Annotated in this window: 26 protein-coding genes and 1 pseudogene; 17 read left to right on the top strand and 10 right to left on the bottom strand. The window is 71.5% G+C overall.

Annotation, left to right across the window (positions count from 1 at the left end):
- Positions 1 to 214 precede the first annotated feature (214 nt).
- A complete protein-coding gene (locus tag SLP03_RS28735; protein WP_413644761.1) occupies positions 215 to 1,036 on the top strand; it encodes a hypothetical protein in 822 nt (273 codons plus the stop codon).
- Positions 1,037 to 1,151: 115 nt separating this feature from the next.
- On the opposite strand, the gene SLP03_RS28730 is transcribed toward SLP03_RS28735, so the two are convergent.
- Genes SLP03_RS28730 through SLP03_RS28720 form a run of 3 tightly spaced genes read right to left on the bottom strand, consistent with a single transcriptional unit; the run spans position 1,152 to position 4,372 of the window.
- Positions 1,152 to 1,550: a DUF779 domain-containing protein gene (locus SLP03_RS28730; protein ID WP_319463777.1), complete on the bottom strand. Its 399-nt coding sequence runs from the start codon at positions 1,548 to 1,550 to the stop codon at positions 1,152 to 1,154.
- Entirely contained in the window at positions 1,550 to 3,055 is a 1,506-nt protein-coding gene (gene adh / locus SLP03_RS28725) for an aldehyde dehydrogenase (RefSeq protein WP_319463776.1), read from the bottom strand. The genes SLP03_RS28730 and adh overlap by 1 nt, the downstream gene beginning before the upstream one ends.
- 39 nt (positions 3,056 to 3,094) lie before the next feature.
- Entirely contained in the window at positions 3,095 to 4,372 is a 1,278-nt protein-coding gene (locus SLP03_RS28720) for a GAF domain-containing protein (RefSeq protein ID WP_319463775.1), read from the bottom strand.
- 138 nt (positions 4,373 to 4,510) lie between these two features.
- Between SLP03_RS28720 and SLP03_RS28715 the strand changes: the two genes are divergently transcribed.
- The 3 genes from SLP03_RS28715 to SLP03_RS28705 all read left to right on the top strand — a co-directional run bounded on the left by SLP03_RS28715 (position 4,511) and on the right by SLP03_RS28705 (position 6,523).
- Positions 4,511 to 4,726: a hypothetical protein gene (locus SLP03_RS28715; RefSeq protein ID WP_319463774.1), complete on the top strand. Its 216-nt coding sequence runs from the start codon at positions 4,511 to 4,513 to the stop codon at positions 4,724 to 4,726.
- Between the two features lie 121 nt (positions 4,727 to 4,847).
- Positions 4,848 to 5,708, top strand: a complete 861-nt coding sequence (locus tag SLP03_RS28710; protein ID WP_319463773.1) for an SCO6745 family protein — start codon at positions 4,848 to 4,850, stop codon at positions 5,706 to 5,708.
- 92 nt (positions 5,709 to 5,800) lie between these two features.
- Complete coding sequence (locus tag SLP03_RS28705; RefSeq protein WP_319463772.1) at positions 5,801 to 6,523, top strand: hypothetical protein; 723 nt, start codon at positions 5,801 to 5,803, stop codon at positions 6,521 to 6,523.
- A 143-nt stretch (positions 6,524 to 6,666) separates the two neighbouring features.
- On the opposite strand, the gene SLP03_RS28700 is transcribed toward SLP03_RS28705, so the two are convergent.
- From SLP03_RS28700 to SLP03_RS28680, 5 genes are all read right to left on the bottom strand, one after another.
- The gene (locus tag SLP03_RS28700; protein WP_319463771.1) at positions 6,667 to 7,656 is read right to left on the bottom strand and encodes a transporter; all 990 of its coding nucleotides are present in this window, start codon (positions 7,654 to 7,656) and stop codon (positions 6,667 to 6,669) included.
- Positions 7,653 to 8,543 carry an ABC transporter ATP-binding protein gene (locus tag SLP03_RS28695; RefSeq protein ID WP_319463770.1) on the bottom strand — a complete coding sequence of 297 codons (891 nt, stop codon included), beginning with the start codon at positions 8,541 to 8,543 and terminating at the stop codon, positions 7,653 to 7,655. The genes SLP03_RS28700 and SLP03_RS28695 overlap by 4 nt, the downstream gene beginning before the upstream one ends.
- Before the next feature lie 11 nt (positions 8,544 to 8,554).
- Positions 8,555 to 8,971, bottom strand: a complete 417-nt coding sequence (locus SLP03_RS28690; protein WP_319463769.1) for a GntR family transcriptional regulator — start codon at positions 8,969 to 8,971, stop codon at positions 8,555 to 8,557.
- A 121-nt stretch (positions 8,972 to 9,092) separates the two neighbouring features.
- The gene (gabT, locus tag SLP03_RS28685; RefSeq protein ID WP_319463768.1) at positions 9,093 to 10,364 is read right to left on the bottom strand and encodes a 4-aminobutyrate--2-oxoglutarate transaminase; all 1,272 of its coding nucleotides are present in this window, start codon (positions 10,362 to 10,364) and stop codon (positions 9,093 to 9,095) included.
- A 2-nt stretch (positions 10,365 to 10,366) separates the two neighbouring features.
- Entirely contained in the window at positions 10,367 to 11,803 is a 1,437-nt protein-coding gene (locus SLP03_RS28680) for a gamma-aminobutyraldehyde dehydrogenase (RefSeq protein ID WP_319463767.1), read from the bottom strand.
- Positions 11,804 to 11,944: 141 nt separating this feature from the next.
- Here SLP03_RS28680 and SLP03_RS28675 point away from each other — a divergent pair, with 141 nt between their 5' ends.
- From SLP03_RS28675 to SLP03_RS28665, 3 genes are all read left to right on the top strand, one after another.
- Complete coding sequence (locus SLP03_RS28675) at positions 11,945 to 13,384, top strand: aldehyde dehydrogenase family protein (RefSeq protein WP_319463766.1); 1,440 nt, start codon at positions 11,945 to 11,947, stop codon at positions 13,382 to 13,384.
- Between the two features lie 93 nt (positions 13,385 to 13,477).
- Positions 13,478 to 13,834: a type II toxin-antitoxin system RelE/ParE family toxin gene (locus SLP03_RS28670; protein ID WP_319463781.1), complete on the top strand. Its 357-nt coding sequence runs from the start codon at positions 13,478 to 13,480 to the stop codon at positions 13,832 to 13,834.
- Between the two features lie 32 nt (positions 13,835 to 13,866).
- Positions 13,867 to 14,139 carry a helix-turn-helix transcriptional regulator gene (locus SLP03_RS28665; RefSeq protein WP_319463765.1) on the top strand — a complete coding sequence of 91 codons (273 nt, stop codon included), beginning with the start codon at positions 13,867 to 13,869 and terminating at the stop codon, positions 14,137 to 14,139.
- 83 nt (positions 14,140 to 14,222) lie between these two features.
- Here the strand turns inward: SLP03_RS28665 and SLP03_RS28660 are convergent, their stop codons facing one another.
- Complete coding sequence (locus tag SLP03_RS28660) at positions 14,223 to 14,450, bottom strand: winged helix-turn-helix domain-containing protein (RefSeq protein ID WP_319463764.1); 228 nt, start codon at positions 14,448 to 14,450, stop codon at positions 14,223 to 14,225.
- A 291-nt stretch (positions 14,451 to 14,741) separates the two neighbouring features.
- Here SLP03_RS28660 and SLP03_RS28655 point away from each other — a divergent pair, with 291 nt between their 5' ends.
- The 4 genes from SLP03_RS28655 to SLP03_RS28640 all read left to right on the top strand — a co-directional run bounded on the left by SLP03_RS28655 (position 14,742) and on the right by SLP03_RS28640 (position 16,282).
- Positions 14,742 to 15,125, top strand: a complete 384-nt coding sequence (locus SLP03_RS28655; protein WP_319463780.1) for a hypothetical protein — start codon at positions 14,742 to 14,744, stop codon at positions 15,123 to 15,125.
- Positions 15,065 to 15,340, top strand: coding sequence for a hypothetical protein (locus SLP03_RS28650; protein WP_319463763.1), 276 nt, complete (start codon positions 15,065 to 15,067; stop codon positions 15,338 to 15,340). The genes SLP03_RS28655 and SLP03_RS28650 overlap by 61 nt, the downstream gene beginning before the upstream one ends.
- Positions 15,337 to 15,507 carry a hypothetical protein gene (locus SLP03_RS28645; protein ID WP_319463762.1) on the top strand — a complete coding sequence of 57 codons (171 nt, stop codon included), beginning with the start codon at positions 15,337 to 15,339 and terminating at the stop codon, positions 15,505 to 15,507. Before SLP03_RS28650 ends, SLP03_RS28645 begins: the two co-directional genes overlap by 4 nt.
- A 163-nt stretch (positions 15,508 to 15,670) precedes the next feature.
- On the top strand, positions 15,671 to 16,282 hold the full coding sequence (locus SLP03_RS28640; protein ID WP_319463761.1) for a DUF2625 family protein: 612 nt from the start codon (positions 15,671 to 15,673) through the stop codon (positions 16,280 to 16,282).
- A 60-nt stretch (positions 16,283 to 16,342) separates the two neighbouring features.
- Here SLP03_RS28640 and SLP03_RS28635 read toward each other — a convergent pair whose 3' ends face one another.
- Positions 16,343 to 17,575 (bottom strand): SUKH-3 domain-containing protein, encoded by a 1,233-nt coding sequence (locus SLP03_RS28635; RefSeq protein ID WP_319463760.1) that lies wholly within the window; start codon positions 17,573 to 17,575, stop codon positions 16,343 to 16,345.
- Between the two features lie 76 nt (positions 17,576 to 17,651).
- Here SLP03_RS28635 and SLP03_RS28630 point away from each other — a divergent pair, with 76 nt between their 5' ends.
- The 6 genes and pseudogenes from SLP03_RS28630 to SLP03_RS28605 form a co-directional block, all read left to right on the top strand.
- On the top strand, positions 17,652 to 18,065 hold the full coding sequence (locus tag SLP03_RS28630) for a YbaB/EbfC family nucleoid-associated protein (protein ID WP_319463759.1): 414 nt from the start codon (positions 17,652 to 17,654) through the stop codon (positions 18,063 to 18,065).
- A gap of 5 nt (positions 18,066 to 18,070) precedes the next feature.
- Entirely contained in the window at positions 18,071 to 18,427 is a 357-nt protein-coding gene (locus tag SLP03_RS28625) for a hypothetical protein (RefSeq protein ID WP_319463758.1), read from the top strand.
- Between the two features lie 24 nt (positions 18,428 to 18,451).
- On the top strand, positions 18,452 to 22,471 hold the full coding sequence (locus SLP03_RS28620) for a toxin glutamine deamidase domain-containing protein (RefSeq protein WP_319463779.1): 4,020 nt from the start codon (positions 18,452 to 18,454) through the stop codon (positions 22,469 to 22,471).
- Complete coding sequence (locus SLP03_RS28615; protein WP_319463757.1) at positions 22,455 to 22,730, top strand: hypothetical protein; 276 nt, start codon at positions 22,455 to 22,457, stop codon at positions 22,728 to 22,730. Before SLP03_RS28620 ends, SLP03_RS28615 begins: the two co-directional genes overlap by 17 nt.
- 115 nt (positions 22,731 to 22,845) lie before the next feature.
- Entirely contained in the window at positions 22,846 to 23,433 is a 588-nt protein-coding gene (locus SLP03_RS28610) for a DinB family protein (protein WP_319463756.1), read from the top strand.
- Positions 23,434 to 23,448: 15 nt separating this feature from the next.
- A pseudogene (locus tag SLP03_RS28605) lies at positions 23,449 to 23,865 on the top strand (tetratricopeptide repeat protein); the annotation flags it as partial.

Here is a 23,865-nt window from a genome sequence, read left to right as displayed (position 1 = left end):
TGTGGCGCCTGATCGGCACCCTTCGTGGCTTTTGTTAGGTGGCACAACTCCATGATCGGCTCTGCCTTGGGCGGGGCTAGCAGACGTGGGGGGCGGGTGGGGGTTTTCCACAGGGGCGGAGGTTGTGCACAGGGGGGAAGGGCATGGGCGGCGGGCGTGAGGTACGGGCAGCAGGCTCCAGGGCGTGGCAGGGGACCTGGGGCGGTATGCGGACATGCGCAACGCGGGGTTGAGTCGAGGGGCCATCAGGCATCGGGTCGAGGCGGGACGGGTGCTTCGGCTCTCGCGGGGTGTCTATGGCGGGCCGGACGACTGGGAGATGCGGCTCCAAGCCCTCTTCCGGCGGCTGCCCTCAAGCGCCGTCGTCGGCTTCCACACCGGGGCGCAGCTCCACGGCTTCGGCGCGGCCGCCAGCGCTGATCTGCACGTCATCGTGCCCGCCGGAACAGTCGTACCGCACATCCGAGGGGTCGTGGCGCACGAAGCCGTGCTCCCGGTGCCGGTGTCCGTGGAAATCGCGGGTGTTCCCTGTGCGCCCGCCGCCCGGTGCGCGGTCGACCTGGCGCGAGTGCTTCGCCGGATGGACGGCCTGCCGCTGTTGGATCTGTGCCTACGTTCCGGCGCCTGTGACCCGGACGAGCTGCGTACGGAGGTGCGGAGGCACGCGGGTCTGCGTGGGGTGTGCCAGGCCCGGCAGTTGATCGGTCTCGCCGACCCCCGGTCGGAGTGCCGACAGGAGAGCCAGTTGCGGCTGCTGCTGGTCGACGGCGGGTTGCCGGCACCAGAACCGCAGCTCTGGGTGCCCGACTCCTATGGCGTACCGCTCTACCGGCTGGACCTCGGCTATCGGAAACCCAAGATCGGCCTCGAGTACGACGGTCTCTCGCACCTCGACCGAGACCGTCTCCGGCACGACCGGTCCCGCATGAACTGGCTGGCCGCCAACGGCTGGCGCATGCGCCACTTCACGGACACGGATCTCTACCGCCGCCCCCGCCACATCCTCTCCACGGTCGCCGCCCTCCTCCACACCTGAAGCTCCCCTCGATCATGGAGTTGTGGCACCTCAGGTAAGCCCTATAACCGGCATCTCGGGAACCACAACTCCATGATCGACGGTGCGGGGGCGGGGGCGGGGTGGGGGTGGGGGGTTAGGGGGCTAGGTGGGAGCGGATGAGGAAGCGGACGCCGTCGGGGGCTTCCAGGGAGAAGCCGCTGCCTCGGCCGGGGACCACGTCGACCGTGAGCCTCGTGTGTTTCCAGAGGTCCCACTGGGACTTCGACATCCAGAAGTCGACGGGTTCGGGTACGCCCTCGACCGCCAGCGCGGCGAGGAGGACGTCGGAGCCGCCGGTGCGGAACTCGCCGGCCAGGTAGCACATCGGGGCGCTGCCGTCGCAGCAGCCGCCGGACTGGTGGAACATCAGCGGCCCGTGCCGCCCCCGCAACGACCGGATCAGCTCGGCCGCGGTGGGGGTCACGGAGACGGGCGGCGGTGCCGCGGCGCCCGGCGAACCGGGCACCGCGGCACCGTCGGAAACGGCGCCCATCAGAAGAAGCCGAGCTTCTTGGTGGAGTAGCTGACCAGCAGGTTCTTGGTCTGCTGGTAGTGCTCCAGCATCATCTTGTGGTTCTCCCGGCCGATGCCGGACTGCTTGTACCCGCCAAACGCGGCGTGCGCCGGGTACGCGTGGTAGCAGTTCGTCCAGACCCGACCGGCCTGGATGGCCCGGCCGGCCCGGTACGCGGTGTTCATGTCCCGGCTCCACACCCCCGCGCCGAGCCCATAGAGCGTGTCGTTGGCGATCTTCACGGCGTCGTCGAGGTCGGCGAAGGAGGTCACCGACACCACCGGGCCGAAGATCTCCTCCTGGAAGATCCGCATCGAGTTGTCGCCCTCGAAGATGGTTGGCTCGACGTAGTACCCGCCCGACAAGTCGCCGCCCAGATCGGCCCGTGATCCACCAGTCAGTACCCGGGCGCCCTCCTGCCGCCCGATGTCCAGGTAGGAGAGGATCTTCTCCAGCTGGTCGTTGGAGGCCTGCGCCCCGATCATCGTGTCGGTGTCGAGCGGGTGCCCCTGCACGACGGCCTTCGTCCGCTCGACGGCGGCGGCGAGGAAGTCGCTGTAGTGCCCCTGCTGGATCAGCGCCCGGGACGGGCAGGTGCAGACCTCGCCCTGGTTGAGGGCGAACATGGTGAAGCCCTCGAGGGCCTTGTCCAGGAAGTCGTCTGATGCGGCGCTGACGTCGTCGAAGAAGATGTTCGGGCTCTTGCCGCCCAGTTCCAGGGTGACCGGCTTGATGTTCTCGCTGGCGTACTGCATGATCAGCCGCCCGGTGGTGGTCTCGCCGGTGAACGCCACCTTCGCCACCCGGGGCGAGGAGGCCAGGGGCTTGCCCGCCTCGACGCCGAAGCCGTTGACGATGTTGAGCACGCCCGGCGGCAGCAGGTCGGCGACCAGCGAGAGCCAGTAGTGGATGGACGCCGGGGTCTGCTCGGCGGGCTTGAGCACCACCGCGTTGCCGGCAGCGAGCGCGGGCGCGAGCTTCCAGGTGGCCATCAGGATCGGGAAGTTCCACGGGATGATCTGCGCGACCACGCCGAGCGGCTCGTGGAAGTGGTACGCCACGGTGTCGTCGTCGATCTCGCCGAGGGAGCCTTCCTGGGCCCGGATCGCCCCGGCGAAGTAGCGGAAGTGGTCGATGGCCAGGGGGATGTCGGCGGCCAGGGTCTCGCGTACCGGCTTGCCGTTCTCCCACGTCTCGGCGATGGCGAGGGACTCCAGGTTCTCCTGCATCCGGTCGGCGATCTTGTTGAGGATCAGCGACCGTTCGGCGACCGAGGTGCGTCCCCAGGCGTCGGCGGCGCCGTGTGCCGCGTCGAGCGCCTTCTCGACGTCCTCGGCGGTGCCCCGGGCCACCTCGCAGAAGGTCTGCCCGGTGACCGGGCTGGGGTTCTCGAAGTACCGGCCGTGGTGCGGCGCGACGTACTCGCCGCCGATGAAGTGGTCGTAACGGGACTGCCAGTGGGTGGGCGCGTCGTAGCGCGTCATGGGAACCTCCGCCGTCCGGGTGGGGTGACGCCGGCGAGGTTAGTTACGGGGACGTTGCAGCAACGTTGCGCGCTGGAGGTCGTACTCCGTGGAGAGTTGGCGGATCCGCGCGACGGCGAGCGGCCGGCGCGGCGCGCCCGGCGGCAACGCCCGCGCCAGGGCCTGCCACGCGGTCAGGTCGTCGGCCCCGGCCGGCGTCGCGGTCCAGGTCGCGAGCAGCGCCGGGTCCGCGGTGGCCAGCACGGCCGCGCGGAGCTGCCCGTCGATCAGCCGGCGCAGTCGCGTCACTCCCGGCGCGTCCGACCCGGGCAGCAACGGGCCGCCGTACGCCTGGAGCGCCCCCGCCTGGTCGCCCCGGTCGAGCAGTTCGGTGACGGTACGGAAGTCGGCGCGCACGGTCCCGCGCAGCCGGTACGGGCGGGAGTCGAGCAGTTCCGGGCCGAGCGCCCGGCGAAGCCGGGACAGTTCGGCGCGCAGGGTGACCGGGTGCCGCCGGTCGTCGCCGTAGAGGTCGAGGCCGAGCTGCTCGCCGGTGCGCCCCTCGGGGTGGTCGAGGAGCAGCACCAGCAGCTCGGTGTGCCGCCGGCCGAGCCGGATCCGGCGACCGTTGACCCGCAGCTCCGCCTCGTCGCGGCCGAGCGCGCTGACGGTGACGACGTCCGGGTCGAGGGGCTGGGCGAGGAACGCCTCGGCGGCCCGGGCGGTGGCCCGGACCAGGGCGAGGCTCTGCGGGTTGGCCAGGTGGTCGCCGCCGGTGATGTCGACCGCGCCGAGCAGCCGCCCGGTGGTCGGGTCGTGGATCGGGGCGGCGGCGCAGGTCCAGCGCTGCACCGGCCGGACGAAGTGCTCGGTGGCGAAGATCTGCACACTGTGGTCGACGGCGAGGGCGGTGCCGGGGGCGTTGGTGCCGGCGTGCGCCTCGTCCCAGCGGGCGCCGGGGATGAAGTTCATCCGCTCGGCGTGCCGGAGCACCCCCGGATGCCCCTCCACCCAGAGCAGCCGCCCGTACGCGTCGCAGACCGCCATCAGGTGCGCGCCGTCCTGGGCGATGCCGCCGAGCAGGTCACGGAAGAGCGGCAGCACCCGGGCGAGCGGGTGGGCGGCCCGGTAGCTCTCCAGCGCGTCGTCGGCGAGATCGACCGGGGCGGTGGCCTCGGGGTCGAGCAACGCGGAGCGTTCCCACGACCGCCGGACGACGTCGCGGACCCGGACGGGTGTGGTGCCGGCGGTGAGGAACGCTTCGTGGGCGGCGCCGACCTGCGCGATCCGCTCGGCCGGATCGGCACCGAATTCCAGGGCGAGCCACGGGTCAGCCATCGGCGACCTCCTCGCGCCCATGGTGACCCACCTCACCCCTGATCGCCAATACCGGTTGCCCGATCGATCGACACCCCTTCATGCTGTGTCCCGCCCCGCAGGGCGCGGCGGCGTGGTGGCACGGGAAGGGCGGTCGTGATGGTCGGGGCGCGGGAACGGATGATGGTGCAGCTCCAGCTGGTCAGCGACGACCGCCACCTGGTGGCCTGGGTACGCGACGACCGCCGGGTACGGGTCGGCTCCGAGGTCTCGCTGCGCGACCACGCCGAGCCGGACCGCTTCTGGCGGGTGGTGGCCAAGGGCGAGCCACGGCCCGCCGGTGAGATCAACCGCGGCTGGCACAACGACATCTGACGTCTTCGCGTGGGCCCGGTCCATGCCGGGCCCACGCCTCTCCCGGAAACTTTACATTGACAAGTTCGCGCCCGCTGCGCAAACTTGACGACGACAAGATGAGTTGATCGGGGAGGTCGGGATGGAACCCACGATGGTGCGGCAGATGTGGCAGCTGATCGAGCCGATGCACGCGCTGGTCTACTTCGCGCCGGAACTCACCGAGGAGGCCGCGGCCCTCGGGCTGGCCACGGACGAGCGCTGGCCGGGCTACTTCGCCCTGCGCTCCGCCCCGCTGGGCGCGGCCGGCCCCCAGCTGGTGACGGCCACCTACTACAGCTTCAGCCCCCGCATGGTCGCCGAGTACGTCCCGGCGGTCTGGTCCGTCGCCGACCCGGCGAAGGTCCTCGACGCGCGATTGTCCGGGGTGGACCGGGCGCTGCGTGCCCTGCTCGGCGACCGGGTCGACTCGCCCGAGCTGGCCGAGGCCGCCGCGCTGGCCCGCCGCGCCGCCGAGGCCGCCGACCTGGCCGGGCGTCCGCTGGCCGCTGCCAACGCCGACCTGCCCTGGCCGGAAGCCCCGCACCTGGTGCTCTGGCAGGCCGCCACCATTCTCCGCGAGCACCGCGGCGACGGGCACGTGGCCGCGCTGCTCACCGCCGGCCTCGACCCGACCGAGGCGCTGGTCTCCTTCGCCGCCGTGGGCGCCGCGCCGGTCGAGGTCTTCGCCAGCCGACGCTGGACCGACGAGGAGTGGGCCGCCGCCCGGGACCGGCTCGCCGCGCGGGGCCTGGTGGACGCCGCCGGCCTGGCCACCGACGCCGGGCGCCGGCTCCGCGACGAGGTGGAGCGGCGTACGGACGAGCTGGCCGCCGCCCCCTGGCGGGCCCTCGGCCCGGCCGCCGGCCGGCTCGCCCAGCTCGTGGCGCCGCTGACCGGAGCGGTGGTGGCGTCCGGGTTGCTGCCGAAGCAGAGCACCCTGGGCATCCGCCGGCCACAGTGAATCAGGTAACTTCCGGCCGGTATCGCTGATCCCGGCAGCGCTCCCAGCCCGTACCCGCAGCCGTCAGAGAACATCGGACGGCGGGAGATGCGGTGAGGGTGCAGCGGAAGCATGTATTGGCGGCCGGGGTGGCGGCGGTCGCGGCGGCGGTGGTGGCGGTCGGGACCGGGTTCGGCTTCGCCGACACCACCCCCGCCGGGCAGAGCGCCTGCCAGGGGTCGGTCACCTTCTCGGCCGAGGGCGGGGCGCCCGCGGCGACCAGCGACCGGTTTCCGGTCGGCACCCGGTTGCGGGTGACGAACCTGGACAACGGCAAGGCGGCGACGGTGTCGGTGACCGGCCCGTCGGGCAGCTGTGTGCTGCTCAACGCGGCGGCGATGGACCTGGTCCGGGAGCCGGGCAAGAACGTCATCCGGCGCAACCTGGTGGAGCGCCTGGACGGTGGTGGCGGGGCCCCGTCCGGCGGGCCGGCGCGGCCGGGCGGCGCCGCGCAGGCCGGCGGCCAGACCCGGCCGGGCAATGCGCAGCCCGGTGCCGCCGGGCCCGGCGGCGGGGTGAGCGCACCGGCCGGGCAGAGCGTCTGCACCGGGGCGATCACGTTCTCCGCGGAGGGCGGCGCGCCCGCCGCGACCAGCGGACGGTTCCCGGTCGGTACCCGGCTGCGGGTGACCAACCTGGACAACGGAAAGGTGGTGACGGTGGCGGTGACCGGCCCGTCGGGCAGTTGCGTGCTGCTCAACGCCGCCGCGATGGAACTGATCCGTGAGCCGGGCAAGAACCTGGTCCGTCGCAACGTGGTGGAGCTGCTCCGCTGACCACGCCGTCGCACGGTTGCCGCTTGGTGCCGAGGCGCCCGCCGACGTGACGGCGCCCCGGCCCGGGCGGTCGGTGGAACACCATGGGTGTCTCCGGGGTGCCGTGGCACCCATGGTGATCCACCGAGGAGCGCTGGCGGTCGTCAGGCGATGCGACGGAGGCGGCGGACGGCCAGGTAGAGCAGGAGCGCGGCGAGGGCGACGAAGATGCCGGTCTCGATGCCCTGGAACAGCCAGAACCGGCCCGCCGGCTGGTAGAGCTGCCAGTTGTAGGCGCCGGGCCCGAGGCCGAGGTCGGCGCCACACGCACCGCCTCCCCGCCCCCGACCATCCGGCGGACACGCGATCTGAGCGTCGGGCGCCACCATCTTTCCGTCGGCGTTGCGGACACCGCTGGAGAGGATCCAGTCGCCACGGCCCCTCGTCATCGCTCCGGTCCCCTCCACCGGAGAGGTGAGCGTGCGGGCGGGCTGGTAGTGAGGTCTGGCCAGGAGCGCCACCCCCGCGCGGACGCCGATGAACCCGACGAGGGTGACGGTCATGGCGGGCAGCATCCGGCGCCCGAGGGTGCCGGCGAAGATGCCGAGCGCCACGGCGAAGAGGGTGTAGCCGATCGGGGCGATCCCTTGCAGGTCGAAGACGATGAAGCCGAGTCGACCCTGTCGTGCGGCCTGGGTCAGCGGGCTGACCCACCAGGACATGCCCAGCCCGTAGCAGACCGCGGCGACCGCCGTTACCGCGACGACCAACCCGAACTTCACCAGCGCCCAGTGGGTCCGGCCGACGCTCTGGGTCCAGACGAACCGGTGCGTGCCGTGCTCCACCTCGCGGGCGACCAGCGGGGCGCCCCAGAACAGGCCGACGAGCATCGGCAGGACGAGCAGCAGGACGGCCACGAGATTCAGACTGCCGTACCGGTTTGTGAACCGGTGGAATGCGGCCTCGCAGCGCTCCGCGGTCGCCGGGGCGACGTCGGCGCGGGCCACCTCGCGAACACAATCCGACAGCCCGAGGTCGGCGAACGTGTGCCGCATCGACAGGCCGATCGGGATCATCAGGGCGGCGAGTACCGCGAACCCGATGAGGGTGAACAGAAGTTGTCTGCGGTGTTGCCGCCAGGCCAGCCAGATCATGCCGGCACTCCCCACTCGGTGTGACTGGTCGCCGTGTCGCCGTCGGCCAGATAGGCAAGGACGATGTCCTCCAGGCCGACCTCGCGGGTCGTCCATGAGGGATCGTTGATCGAGCCGTCCGTGCGCACCAGCAGGGTGGACTGACGGGCGGTGTGGCTGGCCCGGACCACGGCCGTGACCCCTGGAATCGGATCGCCGCCGTGCCGGGGCCCGACCAACTGGCGGTGCCCGGCGACCAGGTCGTCGACGGCGCCGACGAGCTGCACCCGACCGGCGTGCAGCACGATCAGGTAGTCGCAGACCCGCTCCAGGTCGGCCAGCAGGTGCGAGGAGAGCAGCACCGTGGTCTCGGACTCGGCGACGCTGCCCATCAGCGACTGCAGGAACTCCCTGCGAGCCAACGGGTCCAGGCTGGCGACGGGTTCGTCGAGCAGCAGCAGCCGGGGCCGTTTCGCCAGCGCGAGCGCCAACGCGACCTGGGCACGTTGACCGCCGGAGAGCTTGCCGACCGGCAGCTTGGGCGGGATGCCGAGCTGAGCCAGCCGGTTGCGGGCGAGCGCCGAGTCCCAGCGCTTGTTCATCCGGCCGCCGAGGTGCACCAGTTCCGCCGCGGTGAAGTCCCGGTACAGCGGGGTGTCCTGGGCGACGAAGCCGATCTCGGGCAGGACCGGCGGGTTGTCGTACGGCGACTCGCCGAAGATCCGCACCGCGCCGGCGTCGGGCCGTAGCAGGCCCACCGCCAGGTGCAGCAGCGTGCTCTTGCCGGCGCCGTTGGGGCCGACGAGGGCGGCGATACGCCCGGCGGGAAGGCGCAGCGAGCAGTCCCGCAGCGCCCAGGTTCTCCCGTACCGCTTGCCGAGCTGGTCGGCCTCCAGCGCGATGTCCATTCGGTGTCCTCTCATCCTGCTGAGGCGGGCTCGGCGCGCGGTGCCTCGGCGGCCAGCGCGGCCCGCATGGTGGTCTCGACCAGGGCGGTGACGTCTTCGTGGGTGAGCCCGGCGGCCCGCGCCCGGTGCAGCCAGGCCACCAGCTCTTCGCGCAGCTCGGCCTGCTCGGGCAGAGATGTGCCGGCGAGGGTGCGCCGGACGAACGTGCCCACCCCGGGGCGTCCCTCGACCAGGCCCTCGATCTCCAGCTCGCGGTACGCCTTCAGCACCGTGTTCGGGTTGATCGCCAGTGACTGCGCGACGTCGCGGACCTTCGGCAACTGGTCACCGGGCGTCAGCAGGCCCACCCGCAGGGACTGCTTGACCTGCTGGACCAGCTGCACGTACGTGTTCACCTTGGACCGGCCGTCCAGCACGAACTCGATCACCCGAGATGGCCCTTCCTGTTGTCCTACGACAGTAAGACTATAAGACAGGATGTACGCCGACGGAACGACGAAACCCGCCCCTCTTTCGAGTGACGGGTTCCGGTGGCGGCAGCGGCAAGGATCAGCCGAAGGCGGCGTCCAGGATGTCCAGTCCCCGGGCCAGCTCGTCGTCGGAGATGACCAGCGGGGGCAGGAAGCGCAGCACGTTGCCGTACGTGCCGCAGGTGAGGGTGAGCAGGCCGGCGGCGTGGCAGGCCGCCGAGACCGCTGCGGCGGCGGCCGGGTCCGGGGTCAGGGTGCCGGGCTGCACCAGTTCCACGGCGAGCATCGCGCCGCGGCCGCGTACCTCGGCGATCCGGGGGTCACGGGCGGCGATGGCGCGCAGCCGGTCACCCATCACCTGCTCGATCCGCCTGGCCGCGGCGGCCAGGTCCAGCTCGTGCATGGTCTCGATCGAGGCCAGCGCGGCGGCGCAGGCGATCGGGTTGCCGCCGTACGTGCCGCCGAGGCCGCCGACGTGCACCGCGTCCATCAGCTCCGCCCGCCCGGTCACCGCCGCCAGGGGCAGGCCGCCGGCGATGCCCTTGGCCAGGGTGATCAGGTCCGGCTCGACGCCCTCGTGCTGGCAGGCGAACCAGTCCCCGGTCCGGCAGAACCCGGTCTGGATCTCGTCGGCGACGAAGACCACCCCGGCCGCCGTCGCCCACTCGCGCAGCGCCGGCAGGAACCCCTCGGCCGGTACGACGAAACCGCCCTCGCCCTGGATCGGCTCGATCAGCAGCGCCGCGACGTTCTCCGCCCCGACCTGCTTCTCGATCATCTCCACCGCGCGCGCCGCCGCCTCCGCCCCGGACAGGCCGCCGTCGCGCAGCGGGTACGTCATCGGCACCCGGTAGATCTCCCCGGCGAACGGTCCGAACCGGTGCTTGTACGGCATGTTCTTCGCGGTCAGCGCCATGGTCAGGTTGGTCCGGCCGTGGTACGCGTGGTCGAAGACCACCACCGCCGGCCGCCCGGTGGCATGCCGGGCGATCTTGACGGCGTTCTCCACCGCCTCGGCGCCGGAGTTGAACAGCGCCGAGCGCTTCTCGAAGTCGCCCGGGGTCAGCGCGTTGAGCTGCTCGCAGACCGCCACGTACGACTCGTACGGGGCGACCATGAAGCAGGTGTGGGTGAAGCGCTCGACCTGGGCCTTCACCGCCTCGACCACGCGCGGCGCGGAGTTGCCCACGTTGGCGACCGCGATGCCGGCGGCGAAGTCGATCCACTCCCGGCCGTCGACGTCGGTGATGGTGCCGCCCCCGGCGTGGTCGACGTAGGACGAGATGGTGCTGCCGACGCCCCTGGCGACGGCGGCACCGCGCCGCTTGTGCAGCTCGTCAGAAGAAGTCATGGTCAGCCCTCGATGTTGTGCATGACGTGCTTGATCCGGGTGTAGTCCTCCAGGCTGTAGACCGAGAGGTCCTTGCCGTGCCCGGAGTGCTTGAAGCCGCCGTGCGGCATCTCGGAGACGAACGGGATGTGGGTGTTCACCCAGACGCAGCCGAAGTCGAGCCGGCGGGTCATCCGCATCGCCCGGCCGTGGTCCCTGGTCCAGACCGAGGCGGACAGGCCGTAGTCGACGCCGTTGGCCCAGCGCACCGCCTCGTCCTCGTCGGAGAAGCGCTGCACCGTGATGACCGGCCCGAACACCTCGTCCCGGATGATCTCGTCGGCCTGACGGACCCCGGAGACCACGGTGGGGGAGTAGAAGTAGCCGCGCTCGCCGAGCTGCGCGCCGCCGGCCTCGACGGTCGCGTGGTCCGGCAGCCGGTCCACGAAGCCGCGCACCCGGGCGAGCTGGTTGGCGTTGTTCAGCGGGCCGTAGAGCACGTCCTCGTCGTCCGGCGCGCCGGTCTTCGTGTTGCGGGCCTGCTCGGCGAGAGCGGCGACGAAGTCGTCGTAGATGCCGGGGCCGGCGAGCACCCGGGTCGCGGCGGTGCAGTCCTGGCCGGCGTTGAAGTAGCCGCCGACCGCGATCGCCTCGGCCGCCGCCGCAACGTCCGCGTCGTCGAAGAGCACCACCGGGGCCTTGCCGCCGAGCTCCAGGTGGGTCCGCTTCAGGTCGGGGGCGGCGGCGGAGGCGACCTCCATGCCCGCGCGGGTCGAGCCGGTGATCGACACCAGCTGCGGGGTCGGGTGCGAGACGAGGGTACGACCGGTGTCCCGGTCGCCGCAGACCACGTTGAACACGCCCGGCGGGAAGAACTCGGACGCGATCTCGGCCAGCAGCAGCGTCGACACCGGCGTGGTGTCCGACGGCTTCAGCACCACCGTGTTGCCTGCAGCCAGGGCCGGGGCGATCTTCCAGACCGCCATCATCAGCGGGTAGTTCCAGGGCGTCACCTGGGCGCAGACGCCGATCGGCTCCCGCCGCACGTACGAGGTGTGGCCGGCCATGTACTCGCCGGCCGAGCGGCCCTCCAGGAGGCGGGCGGCGCCGGCGAAGAAGCGGAACTGGTCCACCGCCGGCGGCAGCTCCTCGTCGGCGGTGAGCTGGCGGGGCTTGCCGGTGTTGCGTACCTCCGCGTCGACCAGCTCGGCCGCCCGGGCCTCCACCGCGTCGGCGAGCTTGAGCATGGCCTTCTGCCGCTCGCCGGGGGTGGTGTCCCGCCAGCTCTCGAAGGCGGTGGCGGCGGCCTTCATGGCCGCATCCACGTCCGCCGCGCCGGAGATCGGCGCCTGGGCGAAGACCTCCCCGGTGCAGGGGTCGATCAGATCGGCGTACCCGCCGTCCACCGGGTCGACGTACTCGCCGTTGACGAAGTTGCGCAGCTGCTGCTGGTCGCTCATCAGAAGTCTCCGAGGGATGGCCGAGGGTGAAGTCAGCGGAGGTTATCGCAATCTGACTGCCATCTTCGCTACTGAATTCGCGGCCCACAAGGCCTAGGGCAACTGTTTCCGCGTGACGCTGCGTCGTCTACGCTGCCGGACGTGGAGCCGAGAGCCTTCTTCGTCGCCGGCCGCCCCGCTCACGGCGAGGGCGAGCTGACCGTCACCCACCCGTACGACGGCCGGGCGGTGGGCCGTACCACCCTTGCCACGGCCGACCAGGTCGAAGCCGCCGTCGCGGCAGCGGCCGGGGTGGCCGCGGCCGCCGCGGCCCTGCCCGCGCACGTCCGCGCGGCGGCCCTGGACCACGTCTCCCGGCGGCTCGCCGAGCGGGCCGACGAGGTCGCGGCGCTGATCACCGCCGAGAACGGCAAGCCGGTCAAGTGGGCCAAGGCCGAGGTGGGTCGGGCGGTGTCGACGTTCCGCTGGGCGGCCGAGGAGGCCCGGCGATTCTCCGGCGAGCTGCAGCGCCTGGACACCGACCCGGCGGCCAACGGGCGGATCGCCCTGGTCCGGCGGGTGCCGAAGGGGCCGGTGCTGGGCATCGCGCCGTTCAACTTCCCGCTCAACCTGGTCGCCCACAAGGTCGCCCCGGCCATCGCCGTCGGCGCCCCGATCATCGTCAAGCCGGCCCCGGCCACCCCGCTGTCCGCGCTGCTGCTCGGCGAGATCCTGGCCGAGACCGACCTGCCCGAGGGGATGTTCTCGGTGCTGCCGCTGCCCAACGAGCGCGCCGCCGAGCTGGTCGCCGACCCGCGGCTGCCGGTGGTCTCGTTCACCGGCTCCGGGCCGGTCGGCGCGGCCATCCGGCGGTCCGTGCCGGAGAAGCACGTGACCCTGGAACTCGGCGGCAACGCGGCGGCGGTGATCTGCGAGGACTGGGCGTCGGACGAGGACCTGACCTTCGCCGCACACCGGATCGCGACGTTCTCCAACTACCAGGCCGGGCAGTCCTGCATCGCGGTGCAGCGGGTCTACGTGCACGAATGGCTGTACGACGGTTTCCTGCCCCGGCTGATCGCCTCGGTGCAGGAACTGCGGACGGGTGACCCGTCGAATCCGCTGACCGACGTCGGCCCGTTGGTCTCCGAGGACGCCGCGCGTCGTGTGGAGGCGTGGGTCGACGAGGCCGTTGCCGCCGGGGCCACCATCGAGGTGGGCGGGCGGCGGGAGGGCGCGACCTACCCGCCGACCGTGCTGTCCGGGGTGCCGGCGGACGCGAAGGTGCTCGCCGAAGAGGTGTTCGGGCCGGTGCTGGTGGTCGGGCAGGTCGAGAGCGACCAGGCCGCGTTCGCCGCCGTCAACGATTCCGCGTACGGGTTGCAGGCGGGGGTGTTCACCCATCGCCTCGACGTCGCCTTCGCCGCCTCCCGCGAGCTGGAGGTCGGCGGCGTGATCGTGGGGGACGTGCCGTCGTACCGGGCGGACCAGATGCCGTACGGCGGGGTGAAGGGTTCCGGCGTCGGGCGGGAAGGGCTGCGCAGCGCGATGGACGACTACACCGAGCCGCGCGTCCTGGTCCTGACCGGGGTGGCGCTGTAGCGATCGTCCTGCTGGCAGCGCCCGAATGCGGCTCGGCAATCCTATAACGCAGGAGTTGTAACCGCGCTATAGTTCAGGTGTGGTGAGTGGCAGATCGACCTGACTGATGAGGTTGACGAGTGGCTAGTCCGACTGAGCAAGGAAGACCCTGATACCGCGAACCAGGTGGCGGCTGCCATTGACATCCTTGCTCGGGAGGGCCCGACCTTGGGACGGCCGTTGGTGGACCGCGTCAAGGGCTCGGACTACAAAAACATGAAGGAACTCCGGCCAGGATCGGTCGGGAGCACCGAGATCCGCATCTTGTTCGCCTTCGATCCGAATCGGGCAGCCATCCTGCTGGTCGCGGGAAACAAAGCCGGCAACTGGAAGGGCTGGTACGAGACCAACATCCTTGAGGCCGACAAGCTGTTCGCCGAACACCTGCGGAAGTTGAAGGGGCAACGCTGATGGCACGCAGTTGGCGGGACACTCGCTCCCGCATGAACCTGGACGAGGCCAAGGTCGCCGAGCACGCCGAGCGGATGCTCGGCGAGGTGCGCGCCGAGCGCCTCAAGGAGGTGCGCGAACGTCATGGCGTGAGCCAGACCGAGCTGGCCGGCCGGATGGAGGTCTCCCAGGCTCGGGTCTCGGCCATCGAAAAGGGTGAGCTGTCGACCACTGAGTTCGGAACCATCGCCCGATACGTGGCTGGCCTTGGTGGCAAGCTGCAGATCGTCGCGGACTTCGGGGACGAACAGGTCGTCCTCAGCTAGCTCGGGTCACATCCGTCCGCTCGGCGTTTACCGACATCATGGTTCATCCCCCGCTGGCTGGACGCACGCGGCCGGCGGCATGGTCATGACCCGCTCGCCGGGCTCATCACGTACACGCCCTTGCCCTGCTTGCCGTCGAGGACGCCTTCGGCCTTCAGCAGGATCATGGACGTCCTGATGACCGTGCCGCTGACCTTGTAGTGCTCGCAGAGGGCGTTGAACGACGGCAGCTTGTCGCCCGGCTTCAGCTGCCCGGACTTGATCTGCTCGCGAATGTCCCGAGCGACCTGAAGGTATGCAGGCTCAGACACGGTGGTGCTCCCAGCTTGGCGGCTGGGACAAGCAGACCACACGACACGCGCAACTCACAACACAATGTGCGCCGGGCTTGCCTCTAGATACATTGTACCTTAAGTTGCAGGTGGGGCTACTGAGCTTGGCGGCCGGATGCCCCGCCGTGGGTGCTGCGCTCGGATCCCCCGTGCCGGCGGGCACCCGCGGCACCGTCATGGCGAGTCGGCGGGAGACCCGATGACCGAGCGGACACGGCACAGGCCGGCCCGGCGCCGGGCGTCCGACCAGGCGACCGAGGAGTGGCAGGCATGGAGGTTCGCGCACGACCCGGGCGACGCCCTGATGCGGCGCGTCTCATACGAGGAGTACCTGATCGCGGTGGCGATGACCCTGGCCCGGCGGCACCGGCCGGTCTGGTGCTGGCGCAGATGGCGGCGGGTCTGCCGGTGCGGTGCGGAGCTGCCCTGCCGGTCCCGGCACCGGATTCCGATCAGCCGTGGGCACTGGCCGGCGGAGGGGAGGAGCCGGAACGGGTGATCCTCGCCGTGCACGTCCGAGGGTTGGACGGCCTGTGCGCCGGGTGCCTCGCCTGGTGGTCGCGGCTGTCTCCGTACCCCTGTTGGCAGGTGGAATGGGCGACCAGCCGGCAGGCGCGGTCGAGCACCGCGCGCTTCCTCGGCGGGCGTCGGTGACCACGCACGGGCCGGTGCTGCCGATCTGGACCTGTGGTGGCTGCGGTGCGCCTTGGCCATGCGCCCCCCGTAAGCGGGAGCTGCGGGCGGAGTTCGCGCAGGCGCCCGTCTCGCTGGCGCTCTACATGGGTGCCTACCTGGTGTGGGCGGCCGAGGACCTGGTGTGGGTGCCGGCCGGTGGCCTGTACCAGCGCTTCGTCGGGTGGGTGCGGTGAGCGTTATCCGGCCCGGCGACGAGAAGTTCCACTACAGCGACGGGTCGCACCGGTGGATCCCGCCCGACCCTGACCACGACCAGGAGGTCTGGGACGAGCAGGTTCGCCAGCACAAGCAGCGTCACCTGGCCGGCGAGCGGCCACGGCTCCGGCTGCGCCGGATCTGACCGGACGGACCCTCGGGCGTGCAGGCAGAAGGCTCGGCCAGCGACGACCGGCTCGCCACCTCCAACCCTGCCGACCCCCTGTTGCCTTGCTTCCCGGACCCGCGGGATCGGCGGACCGGGGGTGGTGCCGGTGGCTGCGTTCAGCGCCTGGCAGGCTGAGCCGATGGATCAGTCCGCGTGGCCCGAGGTCGCGGCGGCCGTTGCGGCGGCTCCCTACCCGGTCGAGGTGCTGCCGGCCGACCCGTCGCGGGCGTCCGCCTGCCTGACGGCCCTGGAGATCACGGCCCGGTCGTGGCTCGGCGCGGTCGTCGCCAACACCGGGGGTCTTCTGATCGACCACGGTTGGCTGCGCATACTCGGCAGCGGACACCGCGGCCTCCCGGACGTGTACAGCGAGTCCGACCCCGGCCGTGGCCTCGTCGTCATCGGCTACGACGTGATGGGCGGCCAGTTCGCCTGGGTACATGCGCAACCCGGCGCGCGGCCGACCGTCCACTACTTCGGCCCGGACGACCTGGGTTGGCTCGACCTGGAGCAGGGGTACGCCGACTGGCTGTACGCCGTCATCGCCGGGTCGCTGACCAGCTTCTACGACAACCTGCGCTGGCCCGGATGGGAGGAGGAGATCATGGCCCTCGCCCTCGACCAGGGGATCAGTGCCTGGCCGCCGCCTTTCACGAAGGAGGGCAAGGACCTCTCTGCCGTGTCCCGCAAGGCCATACCACTCTCCGAGGCGGTGTCGTTCTACCAGGACGCGGCCCGCCAGCTCGGCTAGATTGCCCTGGTGGCTGCGCAGCACCCAGCAGCACCGGGCGTGCCGGGCCGCAGGGGTGCCTCACCAGGTGCCGTCGTCGCCTATCCGGGCGGGGGCCCGGCCGAGCAGCAGGGTGGTCAGGGCGGCGTCGATGTCCGGGCCGAGGAACCACTCGCCGGCCTGGTCGAGAGCGAAGATCCGGCCATGCTCGTCGACGGCGATGATGCTCTCACCGCGTTCGGTGCCCAGCGGAAAGAGCCCTACGCCGAGGACCGCCCCGAAATCGGCCAGGGTGTCGGCGGTGTGGGCCGTATGGCGGGGACGGATGTTGAAACGCGAGATCCAGACCTGTTCCCCTGACCCTCTACGCCAGCCGACCAGCCCGGGGAACGCCGTGATGGTTGGCATTACGGCCGGAAACACCTGGTGGGAATGGTGTCTGCCCGTCACGGCAGTCACCTGCCGAATGGATGCGGCGGCAAGCACTTCGTCACCGAAGTGGGGTCGCCAGCCCGCGATCACCAACGCGTCGGCGACCTCCGTGGGAAAGCGCCCCGGGTCCGGGTCAACCTGAGGATCAGGGCGCTTCACCTGGGTGTAGGCAAGATCGGACCAGGGAATCGCGTTGAATCGAACCAGGAAGTTGATGCACGAGTCACAGGGAAGTTCCGCCGGTCCGGCGGCCGGGTCGTCGGGCTCGCGGATCCGGAAGAACTCGATCCGAGCGCTGCCCAGCAGGCTTTCAACGTCGGCCATGGTCAGGGGCGGAAGCCCGTCGGCCACGCGGCGGTGGTCCTGCTCGTGCAGCACATCGGAGATGACGATCATCTCGGCGTGCCGCTCGCCGCCCCGGACGAGGTGCCCGGGCGGCAGCTCGTCGAGATAAGCCTGGACCAGCGGGTGGTGCCGCAGCTCCACGTCCCCCTTGGCGCCGCGCCCGATCCAGGTCTTTCCGTCGAGGGTCAGATGAGCTGCGGCGCCCGGCGTGGGCAGTCGGGTGATTTCGCGTAGCAACTGGGCGGTCGGATCGACCGTGCGGGGAGCGCGCGGTTCGGGCGGTCGACGCTGCCGGTACATCTGCTCGACCGCCGGGAACGGCAGGCGCGGCCAGGTGGAGACGTCCCCGGTCTGCTTGTCGACGATGGTCGTCGGCAGGTCGCCGGGGAGCGCGCGCGCCTCTGGGGCGACCTGCGAGGTGATGAGGTAGCCCAGGTCGAACTCCTCGACCACCGGCGTGCACCGAAATCCCAGGCGTTCGGAGTCCCGCTGTGCCCACACTGCGGCCAGTTGCTCGGCTTGCTGACGCTCGATCACGGCCTGAAATTACCGGACCCCACGGATTCCGTGGCACCCGGTATGGTCAGCCCTACCGACGGTGACGGGGGGGGCGTTGGCCGAGAGTGTGGACCGAAACGCCAACCGCGCGCTGCGGGCGCGCTTCGACGAGGTGTACGGCCAGTACCAGCGACTTCGGTCCGGATTGGACGAACTCCAGGTCAAGCTCGCCGAGCTGCGGGTGACCGAGCGCTCCGACGACGGGCAGGTGACCGCGACCGTCGGCGCGCGGGGCGAGGTGATCAGGGTGGAGGTCGACCCCTCGGTCTTTCACGATCGCGACGCCCGGGCGTTGGGTCGGAAGATCACCACGACGGTCCACCGGGCCTCCGCAGCAGCCGTCGCCGCGACCCAGGAGCTGGTCGCCGGCTACCTGCCGGCCGGCTCGCCGTCGCTGGAGGTCCTCCGTACCAAGAACTTCGACGCTCTGCTGGGCCGCGCCGACGCCGTCCTCCAGCGTGGAGAGTGACAGCCGTGACCGACGGGCAGCTCTGGCTGGATCCTGACCGCGCCCGACGCGGCGGAGCGGACCTGACGCTCGCGGGCGAGGCGGTCGGCGCCTCCCGGCGGCAGGTGGGCGGGGCGATCGCGGGCGCGAGCGCCGAGCGGCCGTGGGGTCGAGACGACATCGGCGCGGCGTTCGAGAAGCAGTACCGCCGCTACGAGGAGACGCTGCTGCGCGCCTGGGAGATGGTCGGACGCTCTCTGGAGGGGCTCGGCGCCGACGTCACCCGATCCGTCGCCGCGACCGTGGAGACCGACGAGGCGAACGCGCGCCAGCTCGGCCGTATCCCCGATCAGCACCAGTTCCCGCACCGGCACCGGCGCTGACCTCCGGAGGATCCGCGCGTGAGCATGCTGCCCAGCCCGATCCCGCACCCGCTCGACTACTGCCCCTGGGACCTGCCCGGCTGGATCTACGAGGCACTGGACTGGGTCGTCGGGGTGGAGTGGCCCGAGGGCAACGAGCGTGCCGTCTGGGATCTCGCCGACCAGTGGTACGGCGTCGCCGCCGTCCTGGCCGGCCCGCGGGACGACGCGACCTCGGCGGCCTCCGAGGTGCGCAGCGGCTACGGCGGCATCGGCGCGGTGGCCGAGGCCTTCGACACCGCGTGGCGGCGGGTGGCCGACGGCGACGAGGCGTTGCTGCCCGTCCTGCTCGCGGTCACCGGTGAGCTGGGGCACCTGGTCGAGTCGTGCGGCTGCGACATCGAGGGCGCCAAGCTCGAAGTCTGGATCGAGTTGGGCATCCTGGTCGTCGAGCTGCTCTCGCTGGCGGTCGCGGCGGTCCTCACCGCCGGCGCCGCCTCGCCCGCGGCCGGAGTCGCGATCACCACCACCCGAATGGCCGTGCAGCAGATCTTCAAGCGGCTCATGACCCAGCTCGCCCGCAAGGCCCTGAAGGAGGGCCTGAAGGAGGCCAGCGAGCGGGTCGCGAAGGAGGTCGCCAAGAGCGGCGTACGCGGGCTGGCCCGCCGTGCCGCGCTCAGTGGGCTCGCCGAGGCCGGGCAGGAGGCCGGCGTCAGCGTCGCCACCCAGGCGTACCAGAACTCCACCGGTCGTCGGCACGGCCTGGACGTCGCGGACGTCGGCATGTCTGCGGTCGGTGGCTTCGCCGGCGGCGCGGTGGCGCCCCTCGCCGGTCTGGGTCGGCATGCGAACGGGCGGCTCGCCGAGATCGGCGAGCACTTCGGCCGTGAGATGACCGGTGAGACCCTGGCCGAGGGTGCCGCCGGCCTGGTCACCGGGCAGGGAGCGTCGGTGGAGGACCTGGCGCGGGCGGCCGTCTCCGGGGCCAGCGGCTCGGCGACCGGCCAGGCGGACACCGCCTTGCACCACCGACTGGACGGGCGGATGGCCGCACTGGCCGGCAGCGCCCTGCCGCCGATCGACCTCAGCGGTACGGCTGCCCTCGCGCCCGGCCCGGACTCATCAGGGCCGGACACGTCCGCCGAGAGCGCGCCGCGACCCGCCGCGACACCGGCGGGCGGCACCGGCCAGGGCAGCGAACCGGTCTTCTCGCAGATGTCCGGACCGCTCTCTGCCGCGACGGTCGGGACGCCATTGGCCGACGCGCCGGCCGTCCAGGACGCCTTTCGTCCTCCCGGCCCGCATCCGGCGTCTGCCACGTCCGCCTCGGTCGCCGTGGCGCACTCGTCCGTGAGCATCGAGGCGGGGGCGACACCGACCCTCTCCTCGACCGCCGTCGGCCCGAGCCTGGCGCCTTCGGTCTCGGCGTCCGTCGAGGCAGGTCCGGCGCACCTGACGGCGAACGTCGACAACGCCCCGCCGCGATCCGCGGCGACGACGGAGCCATTCGCGGGCCTGAATCAGGCCCCCGTCACCGCCGCTCTTTCGCCTGCAGCGGCGCAGGCACCAGGGCCGCAGCCGGTGACGGACGGGGCGAGGCCGGTGGGTACCGAGCCGTCTCGCACCGGCGGCAGCGATACGAGGGTTGTCGGCTCCTCGGCTGGCGCCGCGCCCCCGCAGCCCGTGCCGACCGCCGCCTCGCGACCCACCCACGTCACCGGGCCCCACCCGCCAGGTCGGGACGTGGGTCCGCCGACCTCAGGCCCAGGCCCGTCGCCGTCACCGCGATTTCCGCTGCTGGAGGCGTTGGCACCCGGGCCGGCCCGGCCGACCGACGACGCCCCGCAGGTCCTTCCCGGACCGTTCGATTCGCTGCCTCCCCGCCCCAGGACTCCGGAGCAGCTCGCTGCCCAACGAGCTGCCGACCGTGAAGGCCTGGATAGACGCCGCTACCAGAGCTACTTCGAGGCGCAGCGGGAGTGGCACGAGGACAACCGGCGTCGGGAAGCGGCTGACTGGCTCCGCGAGCGGGCCGACGAGCACGAGGAACGGGCCAGCGACTGGGCGGCCCAGGCGTTGGAACTGCGCCGGACCGGCCACGACCTTGCCGCGCAGCGGTGGCATCGTGCGGCGTTCGAGGCCAGCAAGGAGAGCTACGACCTGCGGGAGCGGGCGCGGGAAGTGCTTGCCGGATCGGTCGCGCCGGACCACGTGACAGTCGACGAAGACGCGGACTTCTACCGGATCAACGACGACGTCGCCGACCTCGCACCCGGTTCGGTCGAGACGTCCGATCGGTCGGGACTCACCGGCGACGACGGCCCACCGCCGATCGACCGCTCACGGAGGTACGGCGTCCGGGGCGGGCTTCGCCCACCGCTCGCGCTGCACCAGACCGACCTGGAACGGCAGATGCCGCGCAACCCGGACGGCAGCGTGACCCGGACCGCCGACCCCCGGCACGGCGGCTGGTTCCAGTTGGCGAACGACGGCGGCCCGCAGGCGGACGCCACCCGGGCCATCAACTGCCTGGACTGCACGCTGGCGCTCTACGACACGTGGGTGCACGGCCGGCCCCGGGTCTCCGCCCCACGTACCTTCGACAGCTACCTGGAGGGGGACGTCCGCCGTCCGGTGGGCGGCGAGGCGGACGGGCCGCGACGGGTCGAGGAAAGCACCGGCGGGCGCTTCCAGAACCTGTGCGGGGTGCCGGTCGTGACGAGCCCGTTCGCGATGCGGCAGACGGTCGAGCGTGGGTATCGCGATTTCCATGAGCAGTTGCTCACGGGTGGGCACGGCAGCTACGCGTTCCTGATCACCAGCTGGGAGGGTGGCGGCTCGCACGCGTGGGTGGCGCTGAACCAGAACGGGTCGGTGCTCTACCTCGACCCGCAGAACGGGTACGTCTGGGACCGTCCGCTCTACACGCACAGCGGCATGTCGGCTCAGGCGAATGTGGTCGGGATCGATGCGCTGGTCCTGGGCCGGGACGGCCGCCCGATGCCGCTGGCCGGTCGACCGCCGGGCGACTTCAGCGCTCTGCCCGACCCGTTGGAGCGTCCTGATCCGCCACGACCTCCTGCGCCACCACCGACCCCGCACGACACGGTGGACGACGTGCCGGATTTCAACCACGTCCACCTGCTCTGGGAGTCGGATGCCTCCGCGAGCCAGGCGCATGATCCGTTCCTCCCCGGCGCGGCGGCTGCTGACAGGTTCGGACACTTACGGAACGGCTTGTCGCCGGACGAGGCGTCGACGCTCGACGGTCTGGTCGAGCGTGCGGAGGCGGAGGCCGACCGCGTGCAGAGCGAGCTGGCCGCGATCGGGCAGCGGGTGACGGAGAGGTTGCAGCTGGAGCGGCCCGTTGAGCTTCGAGATCAGGAGTTCCGGGTCAAGAGCCCGGCATCCCTGGCCCGTAAGTTCCTGGACGAGGCTGCCGCGGTGGGTATCCCGGTCGAGGACTTCGGACGGCAGATAAACGACGTGTTGCGGTTCGCGTTCGTCGCGCCCGATGGCGAGCGGTACCGGGCGGCGGTCGAAGGTGTGCTGGCCGAACTCAGGGCAGCCGGCTTCGCGGTGCAGGACGTCGACTGCAAGAACTTCTGGCGCACGGGTAATCGCTTCTACGGTTTCAACTGCACGGTGAGGTCCCCGGGCGGGCAGCTCTTCGAGCTGCAACTGCACAGTGAGGCCTCCCGAACGGCGTGGCTTGAGACCCACCACTCCTACGAACGTCTTCGTCGCCTCGACGAGTCGCCGTCGCAGCGCGTCGAGGCCTTCCTGCGGATGCTGGCGATCAACCGGGCGCACGGGATGCCGGACGACGTTCCACGAGAGCTGTCGCTGCGGTTCCCTGCGAAGGACGCGACGTTCGCCAAGTGGATTTCGGTGAACAGCGTCGTGTGGCAGCGGTATCTGACGGAACTCCGGGCGGAAGGGCGTACCTTCGCTGACGTCGTTCGCGAGTACGGGCTCATCGCGGAGGACTTCCCGATCCCACAGGAGCTGTACGGTCGGTTGGGGGAAGCCAATGTTGACGTATTACGTGCTCTACCGCAGTGAACAGCGTGGCGAGCCGGCGGGGCTCTTCGTGGTGGAGGCCATGAACGGACACGCGATGGTGTGGGATCACCGCCGCCGGGCCTGGACCTACAACCCCGGGCTCGCCGCCCGCTTTCTCGATGACCATCGCAACTTCGACAGGTACGAGGAGGTCGACCGTCAGACGGCGGATCGGCTCGTTCCGGGACTGACCGGTGGAGTCCCGCTGCCCGACGAAGCGTCGATCCGGTCTGTCTTCCCGCAGGAGGGGGTCGGCTGATGGCGATCGGTCCCGTGGGCGCGGCGTTCGCGGGCGATCACGGCCTCGCCGTCACGTAAGCGGATTCGTCGGTAAATGCGTTGCGGGCGGGTGGAGCGTGGGTGAGGGTCCGGGCATGGCTGACGCGAGTACCACCACCGAGACCGACCAGCCCGCTCCCCAGTTCGCCTGGTCGAACATGTTCGTCCGCCCCGAGGACGACCCGCGCTCCGAGGGCGGCTACCACGACGAGCGGTCGATGCTCGTCGGGTACCTGCGCGACTATCGGCTGACCCTCGAACTCAAGTGCGCGGACCTCGACGCCGAGCCGCTGGCCCGGCGGTCCGTACCGCCGTCGAAGATGTCGCTGCTCGGCCTGGTGCGGCACCTGGCCGAGGTGGAGCGGAGCTGGTTCCGGCGGGTGATGGCCGGCCAGGACGTGCCCAGGCTCTACTCGCCGGAGGGTGAGCGCGACGGCGCGTTCGATGGCGCGGTGGGGGACCCCGCGGTGGTCGAGGAGGCGTGGCGGACCTGGCGGGCCGAGGTCGCGTTCGCGGACGAGTTGGTCGCCGCGACGGCGGATCTCGGCGTCCGGGCGCGGATGTCCGACGGGGAGGAGATCTCGCTGCGCGAGCTGCTGCTGCACATGATCGAGGAGTACGCCCGGCACTGCGGTCACGCCGATCTGCTGCGCGAGCGCATCGACGGACGGGTGGGCCAGTAGGTGACGGCATCGTCCGTGGGCACCGACGATCGGATCGAGCGGGCCCGGAAACTCTGCGATGACGCGATGTTCGCCGCCGACGCCACCGCGCTGGCGACCGCCGAGCGGACGCTCGACGCCGTCGAGGCGGATCTCGCGCTCGCCCGTGGCCGGGCGTTGCATGTGCGCTTCCTCGACGAGCGGGTCGAGGATCCGCGCGAGCTGGAGCTCTTCGAGCGGGCCGCCGAGTTGTACCGGCAGCTCGGCGACCTGCGCGGTGAGGGCGAGGCGCTGTTCCGGGCGGGCTCCGTCCACCAGGTCGTCCGCGGGGACCAGGACGCGGCGGCCCCGGCGTTCGCCCGGGCCCGCGAGCTGGCGACCCGGTCCGGTGACGGGCTGACCCTCTCGTACGTGCTGCGGCACCTCGCCTTCGTCGACGAGGCCGCCGCCGTC

Origin of the sequence: Micromonospora sp. RTP1Z1, assembly GCF_033804685.1 — a bacterium.
Taxonomy (GTDB): Bacteria; Actinomycetota; Actinomycetes; order Mycobacteriales; family Micromonosporaceae; genus Micromonospora.
This window is presented reverse-complemented; position numbering and strand designations above follow the sequence as displayed.